Here is a 22811-nt window from a genome sequence, read left to right on the forward strand (position 1 = left end):
AAGGTTGTAGTGAACACCCTTGCATAGGTCGACTACGCTCAGCATCCAACTAGCATCATAAATAGGATTTATTTCTTGGCCTCGACCAATTCCAGTTGGTCCACGCTCACATTGGTGGTGAACATTCCGTAGTTGACCACGGCCTTGCCTTTTTCCAAGGTATCGATACTCCCCACGGCTTTGCCATCCTGCAAGCGCACGCGGTCGCCCACCTTAAATAGAGGTCGCGGTTTGTTCTTTTCGGCCTGGATTTCTTTCTTCTTTTTGATCCTTTTCTCTACCCGCACCTTTTTAATCTGCTGCTCCAGTTCTTGGGCTACCTGATGTTGCTCCTGTTGCTTCTCCTTGGCTTTTTTGGCCGTAGTCTTTCTGCGTTTGCTGTTCTCAGTTTCCACAATGCGTAGCATTTCAGAGATCAAAGGGCGCTTTTTCTTGTCGATAAAGTATTTTTCGGCGGCGGTATTCACCTTGTTGCCCAATTGGATCATGCGTTGGTTGTGGTCGTACATCTCCTGATAGCTCTCCAACTTGGACTTGATCTTGGAATTCAGCTTTTCCAAACGCTCGTTTTCTTCACGCGCCTTGATTTCCTCTTCCTTCAGCTTGGAGCCCGTTTCCACCATTTTGCTGCGCTCTTTCTGCAGTTTGGCTATGGTGGCATCAAACCGGACCTTGCCGCGTTCAATTTTCTTCTTCGCCTTGTTGATCAGGGAATAGGGGATGCCGTTCTTTTGGGCTACCTCAAACGTAAAGGAACTCCCCGCTTCGCCCAATACCAATTGAAAGGTGGGTTCCAGCGTTTTGGCGTTGAACAGCATATTGGCATTGGTGGCATGCGGCAACTCGTTGGCCAAGGCCTTGAGATTGGCGTAGTGGGTGGTGATCACCCCATAGGCTTCCCGCTCATAAAAGACCTCCAAAAAGGCTTCCGCCAAAGCGCCGCCCAATTCAGGGTCGCTACCTGTTCCAAACTCATCGATAAGGAACAAGGTGCGTTCGTTGCACTTTCGCAGAAAGCGGTTCATGTTCTTGAGTCGATAACTGTATGTACTTAAATGATTTTCAATGGATTGATTATCGCCAATATCCGTTAAAATCTGGTCAAAAAAGCAGACAGAGCTACGCTCGTGCACGGGTATCAGCATCCCGCTTTGAAGCATGACTTGAAGCAGTCCGATGGTCTTTAGCGTGATACTTTTTCCACCTGCGTTGGGTCCGGAAATCACGATAATACGGTTTTCCGTATGCAGCTTAATGGTCTGCGGCCAGGTCTTTTCGTTCTTTCGTTTGTTGGACAGGTAGAGCAGGGGGTGGAAGGCGTCCCTTAGGTACAGTTCGCGCTCCTCGTTGATGTCGGGCAGCAAACCGTTAATTTCGTTGGCATACTTGGCCTTGGCCGCGGTAATGTCAGTTTCCGCCAAATAGGATTGGTAGGTCTTCAACAGTTCCAAATAGGGCCGAATCTGGTCGGTTAATTGGTTGAGGATACGTTGGATCTCTTCCTTTTCCTCAAACTCCAGATTGCTCAGCTCGCGGGTGTGCGAAAGCGTAGCTTCCGGCACTATGTAAACAATGCTTCCGGTTTTGGAGGTGCCCATCACCGTGCCTTTCACCTTTTTGCGGTGCATGGCCTTTACGGCCAATACCCTACGGTTTTCCATAACGGATTCCCGGATTTCATCCAAAAAGTCCAAGGATTGGTAACGGCCCAAGGCACTGCTAAAACTTTGATTGATCTTGCTCCGCACTTCGTTGATCTGCATTCGAATCAATCGGAGGTCGTTGGAGGCGGAATCCTTGACTTCACCGAATTTGTCGATCACCGCATCGATGGCATCGGGAATCTCGGGATGCAGCTCCAGTCCATTGACCTTATCAAAAAGCAAAGGATAGTATTCCTTGAATTTCTTAAAGAATTTCTGGTGGATTTCCACGGTTTTGCAAATCCCCCCGATTTTTCGGAAACCTGTAATCTCCAGCGTGCTATTGTCAATCTTCAACAGGCCAAGCTCGCTGTTGATATGGTCAAAACCATGATTTGGAATGCGGTTGTCGTTGGAAAAAGAGGCCAAATACTCCGAGGTTTGCCCCAATACGGCCATCAGTTCCTCTTTTTTTCGATACGGTTGGATGTCCAACGCCTGTTCCTTGCCCAATTCGGTATTGCAGCGCGCAGCGAGTTGGGTCAATACGGTCGGGAATTCGAGGTCTTGAAGTGTTTTGGAGTGAATGTTTCGCATCTTTTTCTACTAGCAGCGCAAAGATAGGATTTTGAAGTGTTTTGTAACCTTAGTGCCTGTAAAAACAATCGGCATTACGTACTTTTGACATCCACTGAAAACGAATCAACCCATTACAAAGTGATGAGAGGCGATAACACGGTAATCTATATTATTGCAGCGGTGATTTTGTTGCATTTTGTAGCCGGCATTGGCTATTTGATCTATAAATTGACCAAAAAGAAGTAAGAAACGGTATGAACGTGGACATTGAACCTAGCTGGAAAGCACAATTGGACCGGGAATTTGAACAGGCCTATTTTCAGGATTTGGCAACATTCGTGAAGCAGGAATATCAAAATCATACCTGTTACCCAAAGGGTAAGGACATTTTTTCCGCTTTTGACCATTGTCCGTTCCAAGAAACCAAGGTGGTAATCATAGGGCAGGACCCGTACCATGGACCCAATCAGGCCAATGGCCTGTGTTTTTCCGTGAAGGATGGCATCCCACATCCGCCGTCCTTGGTCAATATTTTTAAGGAAATCAAAGTGGATGTGCAAAAACCTTATCCTAAAAGCGGCAATTTGGAACGCTGGGCGGAGCAGGGGGTACTGTTGCTCAATGCTACGCTAACGGTGCGGGCCCATGAAGCGGGAAGTCATCAAAATAAAGGCTGGGAACGCTTTACGGACGCGGTTATTCAAACGGTTTCCACCGAACTGGAAGGAGTGGTGTTTTTGCTTTGGGGCGGATTTGCCAAGAAAAAAGCAAAGCTTATCGACAAAACCAAGCATCACATCCTCACATCGGGACACCCGAGTCCTTTGAGCGCTAACCGAGGTCTGTGGTTTGGCAACCAGCATTTTAGTGCCACCAACAAATTGCTGGCCCGAATGGGGAAAGAGCCGATTGATTGGTGACATCTGGCACCCCTTGTCTTTCGACTCCGATGGACCTGACATCACTTTTTGAAAAACTATTTCCAAAGAAAGTATGATGCATCCTGAATCTTCGCTATCAAATTCAGGTCGTGCAGTCTGGCCTGTACCTCATTGACGGTCTTTTCGGAGAGTTGTTCCTGTCCCCAGTGGGTTTTGGAAAGCCATTGTTGGATATCCTCCAATTGCTGTTCGTAGCGGTTGGCCAAGGTTCTGTCGATACTGGGAATTTGTTTGAATTCCACGGTATAGGTATTGATCACTTCCAAAATGTGTTTTACCAAGCCCTCATTCGCTTGTAAAAAGCTATTGTTTGCTGCAATCACAAAGCAGGGCCATGGAGTAGGGCAGTCGCCAACGCGTTTGAAGATTCCTTTGTCCACCAACGGCTTTGTGGTAAAATGCTCCCACATAAAATAAGCGCCAGAACCCTGAGTTAAGCTTTCCACGGCACCATCTAGGTTGTTGATGATCTCAAATTGAAGGTTTCCTGTGTCCCAACCTTGGTTTTGCGCATTGATGTAGGCCATGAGATGGCTTCCGCTACCCATGCGGCTGATGGCTATTTTATCATGTTGCAATGAAGCAATCGAAGTTCTGTCGCTGTTGGCGGCTACATGAATACCCCAGAGCAAGGGGGACGACACGTAGGTTTGCACAATTTTACTTGGATTGCCTTGGGAGATGCTCTTGATGATGCCTTCGGTGAGAATAATGCCCATATCGGCTTCCCCATCTTGAAGCATTTGGGTCATTTTGCCCGTTCCTTCGGGTATATCGGTCCATTGGAGCTCAATTCCCCTGTCTTCGAAAGCGTTGTCTTCCATAGCTAAATGCCAAGGCAGATTAAAATGCTCTGGAACCCCTATAATGCGTACCTTTTTCATATTGTTTTGTGCTTAGACATCTAAAAATAGGATGCCGTTTGGTATCTGTCAAAAAAATCCATCCAAAAAATTATACCAGTTGACTTTTGGAGAGGTGTTCCAAGGTAAACTCTATCAACTCATCGATGGTTCTATGTCCATTTTTGGAAAACTCACCAGTGGCCCTGTTGGCCAAGATTGCATTGAGCGAAACAGCACGGTGTCCATGTAATTTAGCGAGGCCATACATACCGGATGTCTCCATTTCCAGGTTAGTAATCTGTCTCCCATCATATGAAAAACCAGCTAATTTCTCATTGAAGTCTTTGATAGTGGGTGCTAGTCGCAACGACCTTCCCTGTGGACCATAAAATCCTGAATTAGTTACAGTTATTCCAAATCGTATACGATTATTAGTAAATTGATTGGCTAAATCTTGGTCAAAATCAACGGCATAGGGGTGGATCTGGTAGTGGCTCCAGCCCAGATAATCGCTCAGGGCCTTTTCCAAGGCTTGGTTTTTGATGTGTCCACCACCGTAGAAGTGTAGCAAATTATCAAACCCGACACCTGTACTGCTCATCAAAAAGGAGTCTACGGGAATATTGGCCTGCAGAGACCCAGATGTACCGACCCGTATAAAATTCAGTGTTCTTTTCTGCTGTTTGATTTCCCTTGACTTGAAATCGATATTGACCAGCGCATCCAATTCATTAAAAACGATGTCAATATTGTCCGTGCCAATGCCTGTGGAGATTACCGTTAAGCGTTTGCCGGCATAGGTGCCCGTGTGGGTTACAAATTCCCGCTTTTGTTTCTTGATTTCTACAGTATCAAAGTATTTGGAAACCGCTTGCACGCGATCGGGATCTCCGACGGTGATAATGGTGTCCGCAATATCCTCTGGAAGAAGATTGAGATGGTAAATGCTCCCATCAGCATTCAGAATCAGCTCTGAATTGCCTAGTGAAGCATCCATAAATTAAAGTTTCAGGATTCGTTCGGTGTCCGTGTTGTATAGGAAGTTATACTTTAAGGAACCTCCCAAATACATTTGATTATCACGCAGTTCCGAATAGTAGTTTGTCTCCTGTTTGAGCACGTGCAACCCTTTTTTGGTCAACTTGACCGGATTAAAGGAGCTGAACAATGGCTTTAGGGAGGTAATCATTCGGTCGTATTGGGTGTCTCCAAATCCGTAATAGCCTTGGTTGGCCAAAAGGTTGCCCATCAATTCCTTTTTGGATTTTGGTTTTTGTTCCTTGGCCACTTCCAAGATGTGGTTTTCCAAGTCGTTCAATCCATTTTTGATGGTAGGGAAGCGTTTTAAATGGGTTTTAAGCGCCTCTGAGAGGTATTCAAACTGGAAATCGTTGTTGGCCATTTGGTTTTCCAAACGGATTGGGTTATCGCTGCAATAGAGTTGCCAGATGTAGTCGGCGTATTCAATATCGTCCTGCGAAAGCACCTTTCTGTTGTCGTACAGCTCCATCAATTTGGCATCACTGAGTTCGTTCAGACCATATAGCTTAGTGGAGCCTTCTACTTTACCACTACAAACCAAGGATACTTCGGCATGTCTACGGTGGGTTTTGAGCCAACTGAGCACCGCCAGCATGTTTATCTGGCAAAAAAGGTCGTACTCGAACCACAGCACAATATGATCTTGCTGCTTGTGATTACAGAGCGACCGATATTCTTTGAGGGTTTTTTCGATGAACCACGATTTGGAAATCTTGTAGTTCTTGTTCAAAAATTCGAACCTAGTCTTCCAGAAGGATTCGCTACCTACTGTGGAGAGGGTCTTGCCTTCGCAAAGCATTTCCCTCCAGGTGATTACATCTCCCTTAAATTGCAAAGATTGTAACCTAGACGTGAAACTGTCCCCGTTGGTTATGTGCAACAGTGATTTCATTTTCAGTTTAGTTTTCGTTGGTTAGGAAGAATAAAAGTAATGTTTAAAGCAGGAATTCAAAAATTTTTTCACAAAACATTGGTCTGGAACGCAAGTTTTTAACATGAATTAAAAATGTAATCGATTTTTTGTTAAATCCTTTGCTTATCCGCCCACTCGCTTCACCGAGAAGCCATTTTCCTTTAGAAAATCCATGATTTTGTCCCGATAATCCCCCTGGATGATAATGGATTCATTTTTGAAACTACCGCCCACACCTAGCAGTGTTTTCAGGTCTTTGGCCAGTTTTTTAAAATCGCTATCGGCCCCATTGTAACCTTCGATGATGGTGACGGGCTTCCCTTTGCGTTTTTCGTATTTACAGATAATCGGATCATCCTGAAGCCAATAGGGAGATTTCCCCTCGTTGGTTTCCGGCGTTTCTTCCGGTTCGTGATCGGGAAAAAGGTTTTTTAACTGGTCTTTAAGGTCCATGCTTACTTTTTTACGAGTCCTAATTCAATCAAGCGCTCGTGTAAATATTCCCCAGCGGTAATATCTGCAAACCCTTTAGGGTTTTCCTCGTCAATGCAGTTTTCCAGACAATTTAGGGGCATATCGCTCACTGGGTGCATAAAGAACGGCACAGAGTAACGGGAGGTGCCCCACAATTCTTTGGGAGGATTTACCACTTGGTGTATGGTCGATTTCAATTTATTGTTGGAAAGTCGTGACAGCATATCGCCCACATTGATCATCAATTGGTCCGGTTGAGCAATGGCATCCACCCAGTTGCCTTGGTGGTCCTTTACCTGTAATCCCTTCCCGTGGGCGCCCATCAGCAACGTAATCAGGTTAATGTCGCCGTGCGCTGCCGCTCTAACGGCATTTTTGGGCTCTTCGGTAATGGGCGGATAATGGATGGGCCTCAAAATGGAGTTTCCATTTTTGATGTAATCGTCAAAATAGGTTTCCTCCAAGTCCAAATGAAGCGCCAAGGCCCGGAGCACGTACTTGGCCGTTTTTTCCAACATTTTATAGGTTTCCTTGCCCACTTCATTAAAATTGGGAAGCTCCTCCACGATGACGTTGTCCGGGTATTCCGCCTTCAGTTTCGGGTTGTCCTCCACATATTGGCCAAAATGCCAAAACTCCTTGAGGTCGCCCTCTTTTTTTCCTTTGGCGTGCTCCTTTCCGAAGGAAGTGTAGCCACGTTGTCCACCAATACCTTCAATCTCGTATTTGTCCTTTACCTCTTGCGGAAGGTGGAAGAACTTTTTGATTTCCGCGTACAGGCTATCTACCAGATCGTCCGATAAAAAATGTCCGCTTAGTGCCACAAAGCCAATATCTTCAAAAGCGGCGCCTATTTCTTTGACAAACTTTTCTTTTCTTTTGGGGTCGCCCGAGACAAAATCGCTCAGGTCTACGCTTGGAATCGCACTCATATCGTCATCTTTGATGTAGCGTCAAAAATAAGGAATTAAGCCGAGGGTTTTGGAATTTTTGAATGGTTTTGAACGCCTTTTTACTACTTTTAACCAACCTAATTTTTAAATATGAGGTATCATGTGGGCAACTTGGAACAAGAGAAGTTGCTGGAACTGTACAAAGGAATGTTGAAGCCTCGAATGATCGAGGAAAAAATGTTGATTCTCCTCCGTCAGGGCAAAATATCCAAATGGTTTAGCGGTATCGGCCAAGAGGCCATTTCCGTTGGCGTGACCCATGCCCTAAAGACCAGTGAGTATATTCTGCCCATGCACCGAAACTTGGGGGTGTTCACTTCCCGTAACATTCCATTGCACCGACTCTTTGCGCAATGGCAGGGCAAGCAAAGCGGCTTTACGAAAGGTAGGGACCGAAGTTTTCATTTCGGTACCCAGGAATATAAGATCGTGGGGATGATTTCCCACCTGGGACCGCAATTGGGAGTGGCCGATGGCATAGCCCTGGCCGATATGCTACGCAGGAAAAAGCGGGTAACCGCCGTGTTTACCGGAGAAGGAGCTACCAGTGAGGGGGATTTCCACGAAGCGCTCAACGTCGCCTCTGTTTGGAACCTTCCTGTGCTTTTTTGTATCGAGAACAATGGCTATGGACTGTCCACGCCAACCAACGAACAGTACAATTGTGAGCATTTGGCGGATAGGGCCAAAGGCTACGGTATTGAATCACGAATCATTGACGGCAACAATATTTTGGAGGTATATGCCAAGGTGGATGAGCTCTGCAAAGCTATCCGAAGAAGACCACGACCAGTGCTCTTGGAATTCAAGACCTTTCGGATGCGCGGACACGAGGAGGCCAGCGGCACCAAATATGTCCCGGATAAGTTGATGAAGGAATGGGCCAAAAAGGACCCCATTGCCAATTATGAAAGCTTTTTGTTGGAGCAAGGTTTGATTTCCCAAGAGGATATCGATAGCATCAAGGAGGAAATCAGCGAGGAAATCAATTCAAATTTACAGTTGGCTTTTGATGAACCTGAAATCTCATCAGATGAAAGTAAAGAATTAGAAGATGTCTATCAAAAGTTTGAATATCAACTTATTGAACCTAAATCAAACACCAAGGAAGAACTGCGGTTTGTCGATGCCATTTCACAAGGTTTGGAGCAATCCATGTACCGCCATAACGAACTCATCATCATGGGACAGGATGTGGCGGAATACGGTGGCGTGTTTAAAATAACGGAAGGATTTGTGCCCAAGTTTGGCCGAAGCCGTGTTCGGAACACGCCCATTTGTGAATCCGCGATTGTCTCTACTGCCATGGGTCTATCCATTAATGGGATGAAGGCCGTTGTGGAAATGCAGTTTGCAGATTTTGTGAGCTCTGGGTTCAATCCCATTGTGAATTATTTGGCCAAAACGCATTACCGTTGGAACGAAAAAGCGGATGTGGTGATACGCATGCCCTGCGGAGGTGGGGTAGGCGCAGGTCCGTTCCACTCCCAGACCAACGAGGCGTGGTTTACCAAAACCCCGGGGCTTAAGGTAGTCTATCCTGCCTTCCCCGATGATGCCAAGGGACTTTTGAATACCGCGATCAATGACCCCAACCCCGTTTTGTTCTTTGAACATAAGGGATTGTACCGTAGCGTAAAAGGAGAGGTGCCCACCGATTATTATACCTTGCCGTTCGGTAAGGCGAGGTTGCTCCAAAAGGGCGATTCCATTACCGTGGTGACCTACGGTGCAGGTGTGCACTGGGCCTTGGAGGTCTTGGACAAGCATCCCGAAATCGATGCTGAGCTTTTGGACCTGAGGACACTCCAACCATTGGATACCGAAGCGATTTATGCTTCCGTGAAGAAAACAGGGAAACTCATCATACTGCAAGAGGATACGCTGTTTGGTGGTATTGCCAGTGATATTTCGGCAATGGTCATGGAGCATTGTTTTGAATATTTGGATGCGCCTGTAAAGCGGGTAGGGAGCCTTGAAACACCTGTTCCGTTTGCCAAGTCGCTGGAATCCAATTACTTGCCTAAAAATAGGTTTGAGCAGCAATTACTCGAATTATATCGGTATTAAAATGAGCGACTTAGCTGTTTTTTTTATACTTTAACAACTATTCATACGTCCCCAATCGTATATTTTTTGAACATTAACTTAATTACTTATGATGAAACAATCACTTTTATTGATGACCATGATGGGCTTATTGCTCTCATCGTGTTCCGTTTCCAAAAGCGCTAGAACGCAACGCAATCTGTTCAGCGGTTCTTGGAATTTGGACAATGTGTATTACCAAAACAATTCAGGAAACTTTAAATCCACCTTATTCAACGATGCAGAGGATATCTGCTTCGAAGGCAGTCAATGGTTTTTCCGGGACAACAATAGTACTGGGCGCTACACCATTGCCCAAAGTTCGCTCTGCCAAGGCGGAGACCGTTTTTTTAGATGGTCCGTGGTGGAACCGGAACAAAACTATCAGAGCCAACTTCAGTTTAAATTTATCGATGAAAACCGGAAGGATATTTCAGGTGGTTATGGCTACCGTTTGAACATCGTTAGCCTGTCCGAGCAATCCATGACCTTGAACTCCAATGTCTCTGTGGATGGTCAGCCTGTGACTATTGTTTACGAATTCTCAAAAAGATAATTAGATGAAAAATATAGTTTTAAAAGGAGCAGCGGCTTTTATGGCGCTGTCCATGATCATTAGTTGCGACGCAGTTAAAAATGCAAATAACACCCAAAAAGGAGCTGCGATCGGTGCCGGAAGTGGCGCAGTGATCGGTGGTGTTATCGGCAATAACGTAGGAAAAGGCAATACCGCTTTGGGCGCCATTATCGGTGCTGTTGTAGGTGGTGCTGCCGGAGGTTATATCGGTAACCGAATGGACCGTCAGGCCGAGCGCATCGAGGAAGAAATCCCAGGTGCAGAGGTACAACGTGTCGGTGAAGGAATCAACGTGACCTTTAGCGGAGAAAACGGTGTCTATTTTGATACCAATAAAGCCGATATCAAGGGAGCTTCTGCCGCTACATTGGATAAATTGGCAGGAATCTTTAAAGAGTATCCCAAAACCAATATTTTGGTGGAAGGCCATACCGATAGCGATGGGGCCGCCGAATACAATATGAGCCTATCCCAACGTAGGGCACAATCCGTGACCTCCTATTTGATTTCAAAGGGAATCTCCAGCGGACGCTTTACCACCAAGTGGTATGGGGAGGAGCAACCTGTGGAAAGCAATGAGACCGCTGCAGGCAAAGCGGCAAACCGTCGCGTGGAGTTGGCCATTATTGCCAGCGAGGAGCTTAAGGAGGAAGCCCGAGAGCAAACTGGTAATTAAACAATTTTACCACATACAAATTGAGAAAGGTCCGGAAAATCTGGGCCTTTTTTTATGAATGTTAAATAAACCATTAAATGTTAGTTAAGTCCAGCAAGATTTAGCGGATTTTGTTTAACTTAATGGTTATCAATCCATTAATGTTAAAATTTCAACCCCTATATGAGCCACTTGACCCACTATAGTACCAAAGAGCAACAAGCATTGGTGATGCGGGTGGAACGCAACCATAGAATGGTGCAACGACTCAACGAAAAGTTGAAGTCCTATACCCACGAGCCCAAATGCCTCAAAAGGTTCGAAAAGTTTTACGAATTGAACAAAAGCATTCAGAACTTCAAAAAATACGATGCCCGTATCATGACCATCATCCGCCAGCGGCATCTTGATTTTAGCGACCTCGACCAGAGCGAAGTGGAAAACCACATCAGACTCTTTAAAAAGTTGGAGAGTGATTTCGCCTCGTATTTGTTGGAGCTGGACAAGCCCCTTTAAAAATCTCCGATTTATTTTTGACCCAATTCGCCGGGCCATAGTAGTTTCTTTTTGAAACATGCGTAATATTGCAGCGCAGTTAAACCAGATTGCTATGGGAAAATCCTCAAATTCCGCCTTGGTGATACTGGCATTTTTTGCCATTTACGTCATTTGGGGCTCTACCTATTTGTTGAACAAGATTGCGGTATTGGAACTGGAGCCCTTTATGTTGGCGGGTTGCCGATTCACCGTGGCAGGGCTTTGCATTTTCCTTTTGGCAAAAATTATGGGAATCAGCCTTAGCATCACCAAAAAACAACTCTGGAATACCATCATTGCGGGCGTACTTTTTTTAAGCATTGGAAACGGCTTTGTCGTTTGGGCATTGCGGTATGTGGATACCGGTTTTGCCGCTTTGGAAATCTCCGCTCAACCTCTGATTATTCTGTTATTGATGCGCATCCTACAAGGGAAAAAGATACAGCCCATGTCCATGGTCGGGGTACTGCTGGGTATTTTGGGCATTTACCTTTTGGTAAGTCAAAAACAGATCATTGCGCAAGAGGAATCCATTTTGGGGATGGTGACCATCTTCTTTTGTTTGGTCTGTTGGGCCTATGCCAGTCTTTTTGTGGCCAAAGCCGACCTTCCCACCAATTATTTTGTGAACACCGGCTATCAAATGTTCTTCGCAGGCATCATTTTGGGGCTGATGAGCCTTGCCTTCGGCGAGGAATGGTCATCACCCTTGGGCTGGAGTACCGAAGTCCAAGTCTCCATGCTCTTATTGGTTTTTTTGGGAAGCATCGTGGCCTTTACCTCTTTTAACTACTTGCTCAAGGCCGTTTCCCCGGAAAAGGTGGCTACTTCCACCTACGTAAATCCCATTGTGGCCCTTTTGCTGGGATGGTATTTTTTGGATGAGCAGATTACCCTGCAATCCATAGTGGCCGCCGTGATCCTATTAACGGGGGTATATTTCATCAACACCAAGAAAACACTGGCCATCTTCGAGCGCTTCAAACGTTAAGACTGCGTTATTTTTTGAGGGATTGACACCGCTTTTTTGTATTTTCTATGGACTAAAAACCATAATGAGATGAAGACTACAGCAAAAATCGGGGCTTTTATGCTACTGCTGATGACCCTTGCCTGTGCATCCAACAAGAATAGTGCAACCCCAGAAGAAATAGCCGCACTGGAAGATATGATAGAGAATCGAAATTTTGAAATTCAAGCCCTGTGGGCACGGCCCATGCCGAGCCAAGGGATGAACAATATTACCAATGCCGGATTGCTGCCTTTTGGCAGTACGGCCAATCGTATCGATATTACTACAACGGGTGGATATTTCCGCATGGTAGGGGATACCGTTAAGGCCAACCTTCCCTATTTTGGTGAACGGCAAATTGGTGGACATTATAACCCAAAAAAGGCGGGAATCCAGTTTGATGGCGTGCCCAAGGAGCTATCCTTTTCGTCCAATAAAAGGGAGACCGGAAAAATTATGCAGTTTACCATCAATGACGATTTGGAGAACTACCAAGTGTACGCGCAGCTCTTCCCCAACGGAAATGCCTTGTTGACCATCTCAAGTTCACATCGCAGGAATATCGGGTATCAGGGGAACGTCTCCAAGTACGAGAAAAAAGAGTAGGAGGCTAAGTGCGTGGTAGCCATATTGGTGTACTGCATCAATATTTTAAATGCACCCATTCAATATCCAAATCCAAACCGCTTCCGCTTTCCATGTTTTTATCATAGCTTTAAGCTTTCAGAAACCAAAACACCTAAAAAATCAAAATGAAAATGAATCAATTGACCTTCAGGTCTTTGTTGCTACTGATGTTTTCCGTAGTTATTCTTTCCTGCAAAGGCAACTCGGAAAACAAAGAAGAAGCTTCGGAAGAGAATGCCGAACCCACTACGGAAACAGAATACACGGGAAATTTAACATTGGATAGGCTCAACCTTCCCGAAGGTTTCCACATTGACACCTATGTCGAAAACTTGGAGGGTGCCCGTTCCATGGCCATGGGACCGGATGGCACCTTGTTCGTAGGAACCCGTAACGAAGGAAAGGTATATGCCGTAAAGGATACCGATGGGGATTACAAGGCGGATAAAACCTACACCATTGCCACCGATTTGGAACAGCCCAATGGCGTAGCGGTGAAAGATGGCGCTCTTTATGTGGCCGCCGTAAGCCGTCTGTTCAAGTATTCGGATATTGAATCCCAGTTGGAAAATCCACAGGAGCCCGAATTGATCTACGATGACTATCCCACCGAATTTCATCACGGTTGGAAGTACATCGCCTTTGGACCCGATGATAAATTGTACGTGCCCGTAGGCGCTCCCTGCAATATTTGTGACAGTGCAACGGTGGACAAGCGTTATGCCTCCATCACCCGAATGGACCCCGACGGCAGCAATCGTGAAATTGTGGCCCATGGCGTGCGAAACACGGTCGGCTTTACCTGGCATCCCGAAACCCAAGAACTTTGGTTTACAGATAATGGTCGGGATATGATGGGCGATAATATACCTCCTTGTGAACTGAACAAATTGACCGAAGTGGGCCAACACTTCGGCTATCCCTTCTGTCATGGGGGCACCATAAAAGATCCTGAATACGGTGACCAGCGTCCCTGTTCCGATTTTGTGCCACCAGTACAGCCCTTGGGTCCGCACGTAGCCCCTTTGGCGGTTAAATTTGCCAAAGGTCCCATGTTCCCCGAAGCGTACCGAGGACATGCGCTAATTGCAGAACATGGCTCTTGGAACCGTTCGTCGAAAATCGGCTACAGAATCACTATGGTAAAATTGGAAAATGGAAAAGCCGTAAGCTATGAACCTTTTATTGATGGTTGGTTGGACGAGGAGACCCAAGAAGCCTTTGGGCGTCCGGTAGACCTGTTGTTCTTGGAAGATGGCTCCTTGCTCATCTCGGATGATGAGGGCAATGCCATTTACAGGGTCACCTATAAAGGATAAAACATAACGATTTTAGAGAAGGTACTTGGGAATGGACATTTGCTCCATTTTCCAAGTACTTTTTTTTTGGTCTGGGTCGGTCACCTCTACAAAGAACAAATCTGATCGGCCGTCGTCCGAACGAAGGTGCTCTAAGGTATAGATGCATCCCCTGTAATGGAATACGTATTCAGCGCCAGCACCGTCCTCATTTTCAGTAATGGTTCCCTGACGAAGAATCAAATTGGGTTTGGCCAAAATGCTGTTGCTCTTGTGCCAACACAAATAACGGACTTCACCCGAGCACATAAGGTCAATACGAATGGTGAACTGATCATCACCACAATAGGCCAAAATACGTTCAATGCTAGTGTCTCTCCAATAGATGGCTCAGTAGGTTTTAATAAGGTTTGGAGTCTTCTCGAACGGTCAAAAAATGACTGTATTGCTTCAAACAGGGTATTTTTTGGTAAAGATGGCCCCGAACATCCAACCGATCATGAAGATGATGCAGCCCAACAGAATCAAACAAATAATTTGTAAGGTATTTATGGTATCAATTATAGTCATACTCTTTAAATTTTTATAAGCAAGCTACACAATGTGCAATAATTTTTCGCAGCCAATTGACGGATGCCCCTTTTGATCTGACGAATGGCCCTTCCCGATCCATGGATGCGATTTTTGCCTCTTTCCAAAAGTGCTGAAAAAGGGAAAATTGTCCATTCACTGGCGAAGTCCGTCCATTTTTCCGAAACTGCGATTGCCGCAACTTTGTTCCATCAAAAATTAAGTTGAATCAGTTAAATAAAATACCATGAAAAATTTGATGCGAACAGTAACATTGTTCCTATTTACCATTACGGGTGTGTTTGCCCAATTACCAGAACCGGGTTTCACTATTGACGGTTCCACTGCCATTGTGATCACCGACCCACAAAACGATTTCCTGAGTCCCGATGGTGTGGCCTGGGGTGCCGTGGGGCAAAGCGTGCAGGAAAACAACACCATTGAGAACTTGGAGACCATTTTTAAATTAGGGGAACAGTACAACATTCCCGTTTTTATCTCTCCCCATTATTATTATGAGCACGACCATGTGTGGAAGTTCGAGGGAACCCTCGAAAAATTGATGCACAACATCAGCATGTTCGATCGTGGGGACCAACTCAATGTGGAAGGTTTTGAAGGTTCCGGTGCCGATTGGTTGCCCCGTTACAAAAAATACATTGAAAAGGAAAGGGTAGTGGTCACCAGCCCACACAAAGTGTTCGGTTCCGAATCCAACGATTTGGCCCTACAGTTGCGCAAACAAGGGGTGGACAAGGTGATCTTGGCCGGAATGTCCGGTAACCTGTGTGCTGAATCGCACATGAGGGAATTGGTGGAGAACGGTTTTGAGGTGGCCGTGGTGGGCGATGCCACCGCTTCTGCTAAATTGCCCGGATTGGATGGCGACCAAGCTGCCCAAACCAATTATAAAATGATTTCCAGCCGGGTGTTTACCACCGACGAATTGGTGAAAGAGCTCAAAATGCATCCGGTGAAATAAGTTTTCATGTGGTTGATGTTGAAGTGGAGTGGCAAGGGGCCGGACCGTTGGTTCGGTCCTTTGTTTTTTTGTTGAAATACCTCATTCTGAATTCCCGCTTTTGTTGGCAGATCTGTTTATTTCAGAATCCCATCCAGTTTATGAGAACCTGAAACCTGCTTTCGCAGCCATGCAGGCAAGTTTAGGTTGACGGAAACCAGCTTTTTCCTATCTAGGGAAAATTGTCCACGGACTTGCGTCATCTGTCCATTTTATCCCAGCGCAGAGCGCCCCACCTTTGTCATGTCAAAAGTTGACAAGCAAATCATAAATCAAAAACAGAAAGTTATGACACGATTACAAGCATTAGATCCAAAGGAAGCAACCGGAAGATCCAAAGAATTATTTGAAGGCATCCAAGGCAAATTGGGTATGGTTCCCAATATGATGCGTACCATGGGGAACTCCCCAGCTGTTTTGGAAGGCTATTTGAATTTGAGCGAAGCCTTGGGCAAAGGGTCCTTGGGCGGTAGATTGGGCGAGCTCATCGCCTTGGCCGTTGCCGAGTCCAACGCCTGTAACTACTGCCTTTCCGCGCATTCCTTTATTGGTGAAAAGTTGGTGGGTATCGACACCAATACGCTCCAATCCGCTAGGGATGGCATCAATTCCGACCCCAAAGTGGCCGCAGCGCTTCAGTTTGCCAAGACCTTGATCTCCAAAAACGGACGGGTATCCTCCGAAGATGTGGAAACCGTAAAAGCTGCCGGTTTTTCCGATGGAGCCGTGGGCGAGATCGTAGCGCACGTAGCCTTGAACATATTGACCAATTATTTCAACAATACGGCCAATACCGATATCGACTTTCCCGTAGTGGAAGCCGCAACGGTCTAATCAGTAACAATTAAAAATCAGAAAAGATGAAAACAATCAAAAATGTAGTACTTCTAGGATTGGTGTTCTTGGCTGCCATAAGCGTGAACGCCCAGACCCCTCCAGTAGACGATAACGGCCTTGCCATTGGTGGGTACGATGTGGTCGCTTATTTTTCCGGAGCGGCTCAAAAAGGGAGCAAGAGCTATGCAGTTAAGCACCGCGGCGCTACCTATTACTTTGCCAACAAGGCGAACCAAAGCGCCTTCAAACAATCGCCTAACCAGTATCTGCCCCAGTTCGATGGCTATTGTGCTTGGGGCGTAGGGGCCAAAGAGGCCAAGTTTCCCATCAACCCGGAAACCTATACGGTGATCGATGGCAAATTGTACCTCTTCTTCAATGGTCCGTTCAACGGGGAACCGTTCAACACCTACGAAGATTGGGGACAACGCACCACGGAGCTCAAAACGGCAGCACATGCCAATTGGCCCAAAGTAAAGAACAGTAAGTAGTTTTAATTAGCAGTAAGGGTAGGGTCCCGCCATAGGTCCTGCCCTTTTTTAATGCAAAAAAATCAACAACATGGAGATCGAAAAAAAATATCCGCTGCCTCCCTTTACCGAGGCCACCGCACGCGAAAAAGTACAATTGGCCGAAGATGCCTGGAACAGCCAAGACCCTGAAAAGGTGAGCAAGGCCTATACGGAGGACACCGAATGGCGCAACCGTTCCCAGTTTATCAATGGGCGCGAGGAAGTGGTCGCCTTTTTGACGGAAAAGTGGCAAAAAGAAAAAAATTACAAATTGAGAAAGGAACTATGGGCCTTTACCGACAATAAGATTGCAGTTCGGTTTGAATACGAATACCAGAATGCCGAAGGAGCGTGGATACGCGCGTATGGAAACGAGAATTGGGAGTTCAACGAGCATGGGCTGATGCAGAAGCGCTATGCCAGCATCAACGATTTGCCGATAGCCGAATCGGAGCGAAGATTGTAGTCATTTTGGAGTTATGTCACTTCGAGCGCAGTCGAGAAGTCTTGAATATCAATACAAAAATGCGGTCAAGACCGCTTAAAAGTGAATAGTAATAAGGATTTCTCGATACAATTTTTGGACCCCGGTCCAAAAACCACTCGAAATGACATAGGATTGTAGATTGCTAAATGCAGACAATTGAAAACTGATTACTGAAAACTGATTACTGAAAACTGATTACTGAAAACTGCCAACTGATAACTGACAACTGCCAACTGATAATTGAACATACATGGACATCTACAACACCAACACGCTCATCGACGAACAGACTGGTAACCTGGCCTTTAAGCTTTCCGAATTTGAGGATGGCTGCCAGTTTTGCGATCTGCACCGGTTGAACCAGTATTCCTTGATTTGGATCAAAAAGGGGAGGGGTACCGCCCAAGTGGACTTTTCGGAGTACACGTTTACGCCAAACACCCTAGTTGCCGTAACGCCCTATCAACCTTTTGCGCTAACCGAGGAAGAACCGTTGGAGGGCGTGGTGTTGCAGTTCCATCCCGATTTTTTCTGTATCCACAAGCACCACGAGCAGGTGGCCTGCCACGGGGTACTGTTCAACAATATTTACAGTCCGCCCATGCTGCAGGTTACGGCCGATATCCAAAACGAGCTGGAGCTGCTCATCCAGCAGATGTATGCCGAGGTACAAAAACCGGAACTGGCCCAGTACGAGCTATTGGTCTCCTACCTTAAGATTTTTTTGATCACCACCTCCCGCGCCAAGGCCAAGCAACAGCCCGAAGCCTTGGAAGGCAGCCCAGACGAAAAGGAACCCTTTATCCTGCAAAAGCTCAAAAACCTGATAGAGACGCACTACAAGACCATGCACTCTGCCGGGGAATATGCCGATCTGCTCAACATTAGTCCCAAAGCGCTCGCCAAAATGACCAAGAACCATTTTAACAAGACCATGACCAACCTGATCAGCGAACGGATCATTATCGAGGCGAAGCGCGAGCTGTACCTCACCAACAAGACCGTAAAGGAGATTGCCTACGATCTGGGGTATGACGATGAGCACTACTTTAGCCGCTTTTTTAAGAACAATGCGGACATCTCGCCTAGTACCTACCGCGAAAATGTGGGCTTTGCCCGCGCCATGGCCTAACCCCACCGCCCTATGAAAGCCCATGTGGAATACCAAACCCTGCCGCTGCCCTTTGGGCAGGTGTACGGCACCCTAAAGCAACGGATTACCGAGCACGGTTTTTTGCTGCTGCACGAGATTGACACCCAGGCCATTGTGGCCCAACACGGGATTACCATACCGCCCTTGCGGCAATTGCTCTTTTTTGAGCCCAAATACATTGCCCAGATCATGGCGGGCGACCCTTTGGCGATCAACGACATTCCCTTAAAACTGGTATTGCAAGAACTGGATACTAACACCACCCAATTGAGCTTTAAAAACCCTGTGGGCAGCTTACAGGATTATGGATTGGAACCAGAAATGGCGGAGGAATTGTTGGAGCGGGTGCAAGGGATGTTTTCTTTTTAAGGAGAGTTGGATTTTTGGATTTTTTGGAATGTAGAGAAAGCCTTTTGGGGCTTTTTTTGTGGAAAAACCTTAGTTTTTTTAAGGTTTTTATGCAATGAGGTTTTAGCATCAATAATTATATTTGGATATTACTTCCCCATGCTTAGAACATTACCTGATATTCCATTTTAATGATATACGAGTGTATTAGTATTATCATTAATAATTTTAACTAATAAATAGATTAATGGCCAACGAAACAAAACTGGAAGTTTACACAATTAAGGTTAGAGAGAAAGGGAAAAAGAATAGCGCACTACCATTGGAGAATTTTGTAGGTACGAATGATTTTTTGAAGTTTTTTCAAGAATATATCAAATCATTTGATCAACAATTAGAGTTAAATGAGGCTCAAAAAAAATCTTTAAAACTTGATTCTGCAACGCTTTCGTTCATTGAATCTGATAGAATGATCAGTGGTATTATTGAAAGTGGCGATTATGGTTATGCAGGGACAGGTGTAAATATTAAGACAGGAGAAATTAGCTATGAAAGGACAGTTGATGATACTGAAATAAAACCGTTTTACTTTTTAATTTTTATGCCCAAAGGCAAAGGGTTAGGTTTTTTTATGCTACAAAGGATTGGAGTTTACGGAATACACAGTGTTTTTAAAAAACATTTAAATAATTTTTTTGAATCCCGTTTTGCTAATCTTAAATTAGATATTGATCAATTTGTTTCAAAAGAATTAGCAAGAGCCTATGTTGAAAAAGGTACTATTAAGGAAATATCTTTGGTAAAATACAATTTGCCTGCTGACATTGCAGAAAAGATAGATTTAAAAGGATATCAAAAGGAAATCAAATCTTTGGAGCTAAAAATAAAGGCTAAAAGTAGATTGCCTTTTAATGATAAGGCGGCAAAGTTTATGGACGATCCAAACACTGCTTTTTTTTCAGTTGAGGCATTGGAAGATTTAGGTTTTGATGGAAGCCACATAATCAAAGTCAAATCAAAATTTAATGGTAATACTCGAACTGTAGATTTATCTGATACAGGTCAAATTCGACCTTATTATGATATTGATAGTGATGTCGAGAAGAACAATGATGGCCATCCAACCTTCAAGAGTATAGATAAAGTTGCAAAAGAATTGATTAAAGAGTTAACTTCATAAAATGAATGCTCTTGAGAAAATAAATATAAAACAAATAATCAAGAATCATCTTGCTACTCTGGTAAACGACAATTCTAAAAAGCCTGAGTTTTCTGATTGGTTAACATTTTTGATTATACCAGCAGTTGTAGCTGGTGTTTTGGTTTATTTAAAAATTGAATTGTCAGAAAGGGCAATTAATATTGTTATAACTACATTATCAATCTTAGTAGGACTTCTATTTAACGTTATTGTTATTCTTTTCGATATCTTAAAAAGAGATAATTCGGAAAGAATTAAAAATGAACTTCTAAAACAGCTTTTAACAAATATTTCCTATTCAATATTCATTTCTTTATTTATAATATTTCTTACTGTAATGACATTTTTTAAAATTGAAATATGGGTAACTATTTGCACATTTCTAGTTTATTTTTTTCTTTCTCATTTCTCACTTACAGTACTTATGATTTTGAAAAGAGTCTATGCGTTATTTTTAAATGAAATGAATGAAATTGAAGAAGATAAGTGAGATTGAAATTTATAGTTTATTTATAACTAATTTATTTAACCCAGTTAATTCTTTAATTGTTGCATCGTCATAACCTTTGGCTTTCATTTTCTTGGCAATATCCAACGCCTTCTCTTTTTCGGCCCTCTTCCTTTCCGTTTCCAATTTAAAGGCTTCGAGCTCCTTTTTTTCGGGCCCGGTAACCTCATAAAAGCCGCTTTTGCGCAATTGGTTCATGATCCCACGGTCCTCAAAACTGGTATAACTGGTTTCGGTAATCACCAAATGGTCCAGCACTTCCACATGGATTAGTTTGCCCACTTTTAGCATATGGTCGGTAAAGTTAAGGTCGGCATCGGTCACCTCGTGCGAGCCGCTGGGGTGGTTGTGCACCAAGATCAGCTTGCTGGCGAGTTTGTAGATCGCCATCCGGAACACATCGGGCGGGTCGGCATTTACCCGGTTGCTGGCGCCAAGGCCGATGAGCTCCACAAACAAGATCTTATTGTTGTTATTGAGCCCCACCACCCAAAAGTGCTCTTGGTTGCGGCGAATCTTGTTTTCGCGCAACAGAACCTGCTGCATGATCGCATATATGTCCGCAGAGTTGAGCACCTTGATCTTTTGTTCTTTGGTAAGCCGTACGTTCATGGTAGGTAAGTTATGTATTGGGATGGGAAATTTAGGCGAAGCACGCCAATAATGCAAACAGTGCCTCAAAAGAAACCGATCGCCCCCGCCCATGGTTTCCTAAAAAAGCGTCACAAGCAACCCCAAAGTTTCGTACATTTAAAAAACTCAACTAAAACACACATTATGGACACTATAGCCGTTAAGGCCTTTGGCACCCAATCTGCCGAAGCCGACCTAAAACAAATGCAGATCGACCGAAGAACGGTCCTCGAAAAGGATATTGAAATTGATATTATGTACTGCGGGGTCTGCCATTCCGACCTTCATTTTGCCCGAAACGATTGGGGCATGACCCAATATCCGGTGGTTCCCGGCCACGAGATTGTGGGCAAGGTCACCCAAGTGGGTTCCAAGGTTTCCAAGCACAAAGTGGGCGATATCGTCGCCGTGGGCTGTTTGGTGGATTCCTGCCGTAGCTGCCAAAGCTGCAAAAACGATGAGGAACAGTACTGCCCCGAATGGGTGGGCACCTACGGTGGCTTCGACAAACATTTGAACAGCCCCACCCATGGAGGCTATTCCGAAAAAATTGTAGTGGACGAGGACTTTGTGCTCCGCGTGCCCAAAAATCTGGACTTGGCGGGTATCGCCCCCGTACTCTGTGCGGGCATCACCACCTGGTCCCCGTTGCGCCACTGGAAAGTGGGCAAGGGCAGCAAAGTGGCCGTAGTCGGTTTGGGCGGCTTGGGACACATGGCGTTGAAATTGGCGTCGGCCTTGGGTGCTGAGGTGACCTTGTTTTCGCGATCCACCAATAAAATGGATGATGCCAAGGCCTTGGGAGCGGACCATGTGGTGATATCCACGGACGAAGCCCAAATGGAACAGGCCGCAGGCCAGTTTGACCTGATTATCGACACCGTACCCTACGAGCATGATCTTAACCCTTACGTGGCCACTTTGGCCACCAACGGAACCTTGGTGGTGGTGGGCTATTTGGGGCCATTGGACCCCATGCTGGTCACCGTGCCTATGATCATGGGCCGAAAAAGCGTTGCAGGTTCCTTGATCGGGGGCATTGCCGAAACCCAAGAACTGTTGGATTTCTGTGGCGAGCACAATATTACCTCGGATGTGGAAGTGATCAACATTCAGGACATCAACACCGCCTACGAACGCATGCTCAAAAGTGATGTGAAATACCGTTTTGTCATTGATATGAAATCATTGAAGGGGTAGTGGGGGTCGTACCACCAAATCAACTTGCTGGACAAGGTATTCTTTAAATTAAAACCGCCCTTTGCAAATGGTCCGCAAAGGGCGGTTTTTTTTGCGCAAACGTACTTAAAGTTAGGAGATACCATCAACGCAAAGTGTAATTTGACAAAAGCTCAAGA

At 45.2% G+C, this 22811-nt stretch carries 25 protein-coding genes; 17 read left to right on the forward strand and 8 right to left on the reverse strand.

From position 1 onward, the window contains the following. Nucleotides 1-68: 68 nt before the first annotated feature. A complete protein-coding gene (locus RBB12_RS08080; protein WP_306012958.1) occupies nucleotides 69-2240 on the reverse strand; it encodes an endonuclease MutS2 in 2172 nt (723 codons plus the stop codon). Nucleotides 2241-2476: 236 nt separating this feature from the next. Here RBB12_RS08080 and RBB12_RS08085 point away from each other — a divergent pair, with 236 nt between their 5' ends. After that, nucleotides 2477-3142: a uracil-DNA glycosylase gene (locus tag RBB12_RS08085; RefSeq protein WP_306012957.1), complete on the forward strand. Its 666-nt coding sequence runs from the start codon at nucleotides 2477-2479 to the stop codon at nucleotides 3140-3142. A gap of 56 nt (nucleotides 3143-3198) precedes the next feature. Here RBB12_RS08085 and RBB12_RS08090 read toward each other — a convergent pair whose 3' ends face one another. The 5 genes from RBB12_RS08090 to RBB12_RS08110 form a co-directional block, all read right to left on the reverse strand. Next, nucleotides 3199-4047, reverse strand: coding sequence for a substrate-binding domain-containing protein (locus tag RBB12_RS08090; protein ID WP_306012956.1), 849 nt, complete (start codon nucleotides 4045-4047; stop codon nucleotides 3199-3201). Nucleotides 4048-4117: 70 nt separating this feature from the next. Further along, nucleotides 4118-5005 (reverse strand): nucleoside phosphorylase, encoded by an 888-nt coding sequence (locus tag RBB12_RS08095; protein WP_306012955.1) that lies wholly within the window; start codon nucleotides 5003-5005, stop codon nucleotides 4118-4120. Nucleotides 5006-5008: 3 nt separating this feature from the next. Then, entirely contained in the window at nucleotides 5009-5941 is a 933-nt protein-coding gene (locus RBB12_RS08100; RefSeq protein ID WP_179385881.1) for a DUF1835 domain-containing protein, read from the reverse strand. 144 nt (nucleotides 5942-6085) lie between these two features. Beyond that, nucleotides 6086-6415 carry a translation initiation factor gene (locus tag RBB12_RS08105; RefSeq protein ID WP_306012954.1) on the reverse strand — a complete coding sequence of 110 codons (330 nt, stop codon included), beginning with the start codon at nucleotides 6413-6415 and terminating at the stop codon, nucleotides 6086-6088. 2 nt (nucleotides 6416-6417) lie between these two features. Further along, nucleotides 6418-7368 carry an isopenicillin N synthase family dioxygenase gene (locus RBB12_RS08110; protein ID WP_306012953.1) on the reverse strand — a complete coding sequence of 317 codons (951 nt, stop codon included), beginning with the start codon at nucleotides 7366-7368 and terminating at the stop codon, nucleotides 6418-6420. A gap of 111 nt (nucleotides 7369-7479) precedes the next feature. On the opposite strand from RBB12_RS08110, the gene RBB12_RS08115 reads away from it, so the two are divergent. The 7 genes from RBB12_RS08115 to RBB12_RS08145 all read left to right on the forward strand — a co-directional run bounded on the left by RBB12_RS08115 (nucleotide 7480) and on the right by RBB12_RS08145 (nucleotide 14204). Continuing rightward, the gene (locus RBB12_RS08115) at nucleotides 7480-9459 is read left to right on the forward strand and encodes a dehydrogenase E1 component subunit alpha/beta (RefSeq protein ID WP_306012952.1); all 1980 of its coding nucleotides are present in this window, start codon (nucleotides 7480-7482) and stop codon (nucleotides 9457-9459) included. Nucleotides 9460-9550: 91 nt separating this feature from the next. Beyond that, complete coding sequence (locus RBB12_RS08120) at nucleotides 9551-10033, forward strand: lipocalin family protein (protein ID WP_293286341.1); 483 nt, start codon at nucleotides 9551-9553, stop codon at nucleotides 10031-10033. A gap of 4 nt (nucleotides 10034-10037) precedes the next feature. Further along, entirely contained in the window at nucleotides 10038-10730 is a 693-nt protein-coding gene (locus tag RBB12_RS08125) for an OmpA family protein (protein ID WP_306012951.1), read from the forward strand. A gap of 162 nt (nucleotides 10731-10892) precedes the next feature. Continuing rightward, nucleotides 10893-11225 carry a hypothetical protein gene (locus RBB12_RS08130; protein ID WP_306012950.1) on the forward strand — a complete coding sequence of 111 codons (333 nt, stop codon included), beginning with the start codon at nucleotides 10893-10895 and terminating at the stop codon, nucleotides 11223-11225. Between the two features lie 94 nt (nucleotides 11226-11319). After that, nucleotides 11320-12237: an EamA family transporter gene (locus RBB12_RS08135; protein ID WP_293289286.1), complete on the forward strand. Its 918-nt coding sequence runs from the start codon at nucleotides 11320-11322 to the stop codon at nucleotides 12235-12237. A 69-nt stretch (nucleotides 12238-12306) separates the two neighbouring features. Further along, nucleotides 12307-12864 carry a DUF4251 domain-containing protein gene (locus RBB12_RS08140; protein WP_306012949.1) on the forward strand — a complete coding sequence of 186 codons (558 nt, stop codon included), beginning with the start codon at nucleotides 12307-12309 and terminating at the stop codon, nucleotides 12862-12864. Nucleotides 12865-13010: 146 nt separating this feature from the next. Next, entirely contained in the window at nucleotides 13011-14204 is a 1194-nt protein-coding gene (locus tag RBB12_RS08145; protein ID WP_306012948.1) for a sorbosone dehydrogenase family protein, read from the forward strand. A 12-nt stretch (nucleotides 14205-14216) separates the two neighbouring features. On the opposite strand, the gene RBB12_RS08150 is transcribed toward RBB12_RS08145, so the two are convergent. Then, nucleotides 14217-14537: a hypothetical protein gene (locus RBB12_RS08150; protein ID WP_306012947.1), complete on the reverse strand. Its 321-nt coding sequence runs from the start codon at nucleotides 14535-14537 to the stop codon at nucleotides 14217-14219. A gap of 463 nt (nucleotides 14538-15000) precedes the next feature. Between RBB12_RS08150 and RBB12_RS08155 the strand changes: the two genes are divergently transcribed. From RBB12_RS08155 to RBB12_RS08190, 8 genes are all read left to right on the forward strand, one after another. After that, nucleotides 15001-15735, forward strand: a complete 735-nt coding sequence (locus tag RBB12_RS08155; protein ID WP_306012946.1) for a cysteine hydrolase — start codon at nucleotides 15001-15003, stop codon at nucleotides 15733-15735. A gap of 327 nt (nucleotides 15736-16062) precedes the next feature. Beyond that, the gene (locus tag RBB12_RS08160) at nucleotides 16063-16608 is read left to right on the forward strand and encodes a carboxymuconolactone decarboxylase family protein (protein WP_293282548.1); all 546 of its coding nucleotides are present in this window, start codon (nucleotides 16063-16065) and stop codon (nucleotides 16606-16608) included. A 26-nt stretch (nucleotides 16609-16634) separates the two neighbouring features. Next, nucleotides 16635-17102 (forward strand): YHS domain-containing (seleno)protein, encoded by a 468-nt coding sequence (locus RBB12_RS08165; protein WP_306012945.1) that lies wholly within the window; start codon nucleotides 16635-16637, stop codon nucleotides 17100-17102. A 70-nt stretch (nucleotides 17103-17172) separates the two neighbouring features. Then, nucleotides 17173-17589 (forward strand): nuclear transport factor 2 family protein, encoded by a 417-nt coding sequence (locus RBB12_RS08170; RefSeq protein ID WP_306012944.1) that lies wholly within the window; start codon nucleotides 17173-17175, stop codon nucleotides 17587-17589. A gap of 271 nt (nucleotides 17590-17860) precedes the next feature. Beyond that, entirely contained in the window at nucleotides 17861-18742 is an 882-nt protein-coding gene (locus RBB12_RS08175; RefSeq protein ID WP_293282551.1) for a helix-turn-helix domain-containing protein, read from the forward strand. Nucleotides 18743-18754: 12 nt separating this feature from the next. Beyond that, the gene (locus tag RBB12_RS08180) at nucleotides 18755-19132 is read left to right on the forward strand and encodes a DUF302 domain-containing protein (RefSeq protein WP_306012943.1); all 378 of its coding nucleotides are present in this window, start codon (nucleotides 18755-18757) and stop codon (nucleotides 19130-19132) included. Between the two features lie 226 nt (nucleotides 19133-19358). Then, the gene (locus RBB12_RS08185) at nucleotides 19359-20291 is read left to right on the forward strand and encodes a hypothetical protein (RefSeq protein ID WP_306012942.1); all 933 of its coding nucleotides are present in this window, start codon (nucleotides 19359-19361) and stop codon (nucleotides 20289-20291) included. Between the two features lies 1 nt (nucleotide 20292). Further along, on the forward strand, nucleotides 20293-20802 hold the full coding sequence (locus RBB12_RS08190) for a hypothetical protein (RefSeq protein ID WP_306026759.1): 510 nt from the start codon (nucleotides 20293-20295) through the stop codon (nucleotides 20800-20802). Nucleotides 20803-20811: 9 nt separating this feature from the next. On the opposite strand, the gene RBB12_RS08195 is transcribed toward RBB12_RS08190, so the two are convergent. After that, nucleotides 20812-21432, reverse strand: coding sequence for a JAB domain-containing protein (locus RBB12_RS08195; RefSeq protein WP_306014146.1), 621 nt, complete (start codon nucleotides 21430-21432; stop codon nucleotides 20812-20814). Between the two features lie 165 nt (nucleotides 21433-21597). On the opposite strand from RBB12_RS08195, the gene RBB12_RS08200 reads away from it, so the two are divergent. Continuing rightward, complete coding sequence (locus RBB12_RS08200; protein ID WP_306014145.1) at nucleotides 21598-22653, forward strand: NAD(P)-dependent alcohol dehydrogenase; 1056 nt, start codon at nucleotides 21598-21600, stop codon at nucleotides 22651-22653. Nucleotides 22654-22811 lie beyond the last annotated feature (158 nt).

The organism is Allomuricauda sp. MMSF_3307, assembly GCF_030733585.1.
GTDB lineage: Bacteria > Bacteroidota > Bacteroidia > Flavobacteriales > Flavobacteriaceae > Flagellimonas.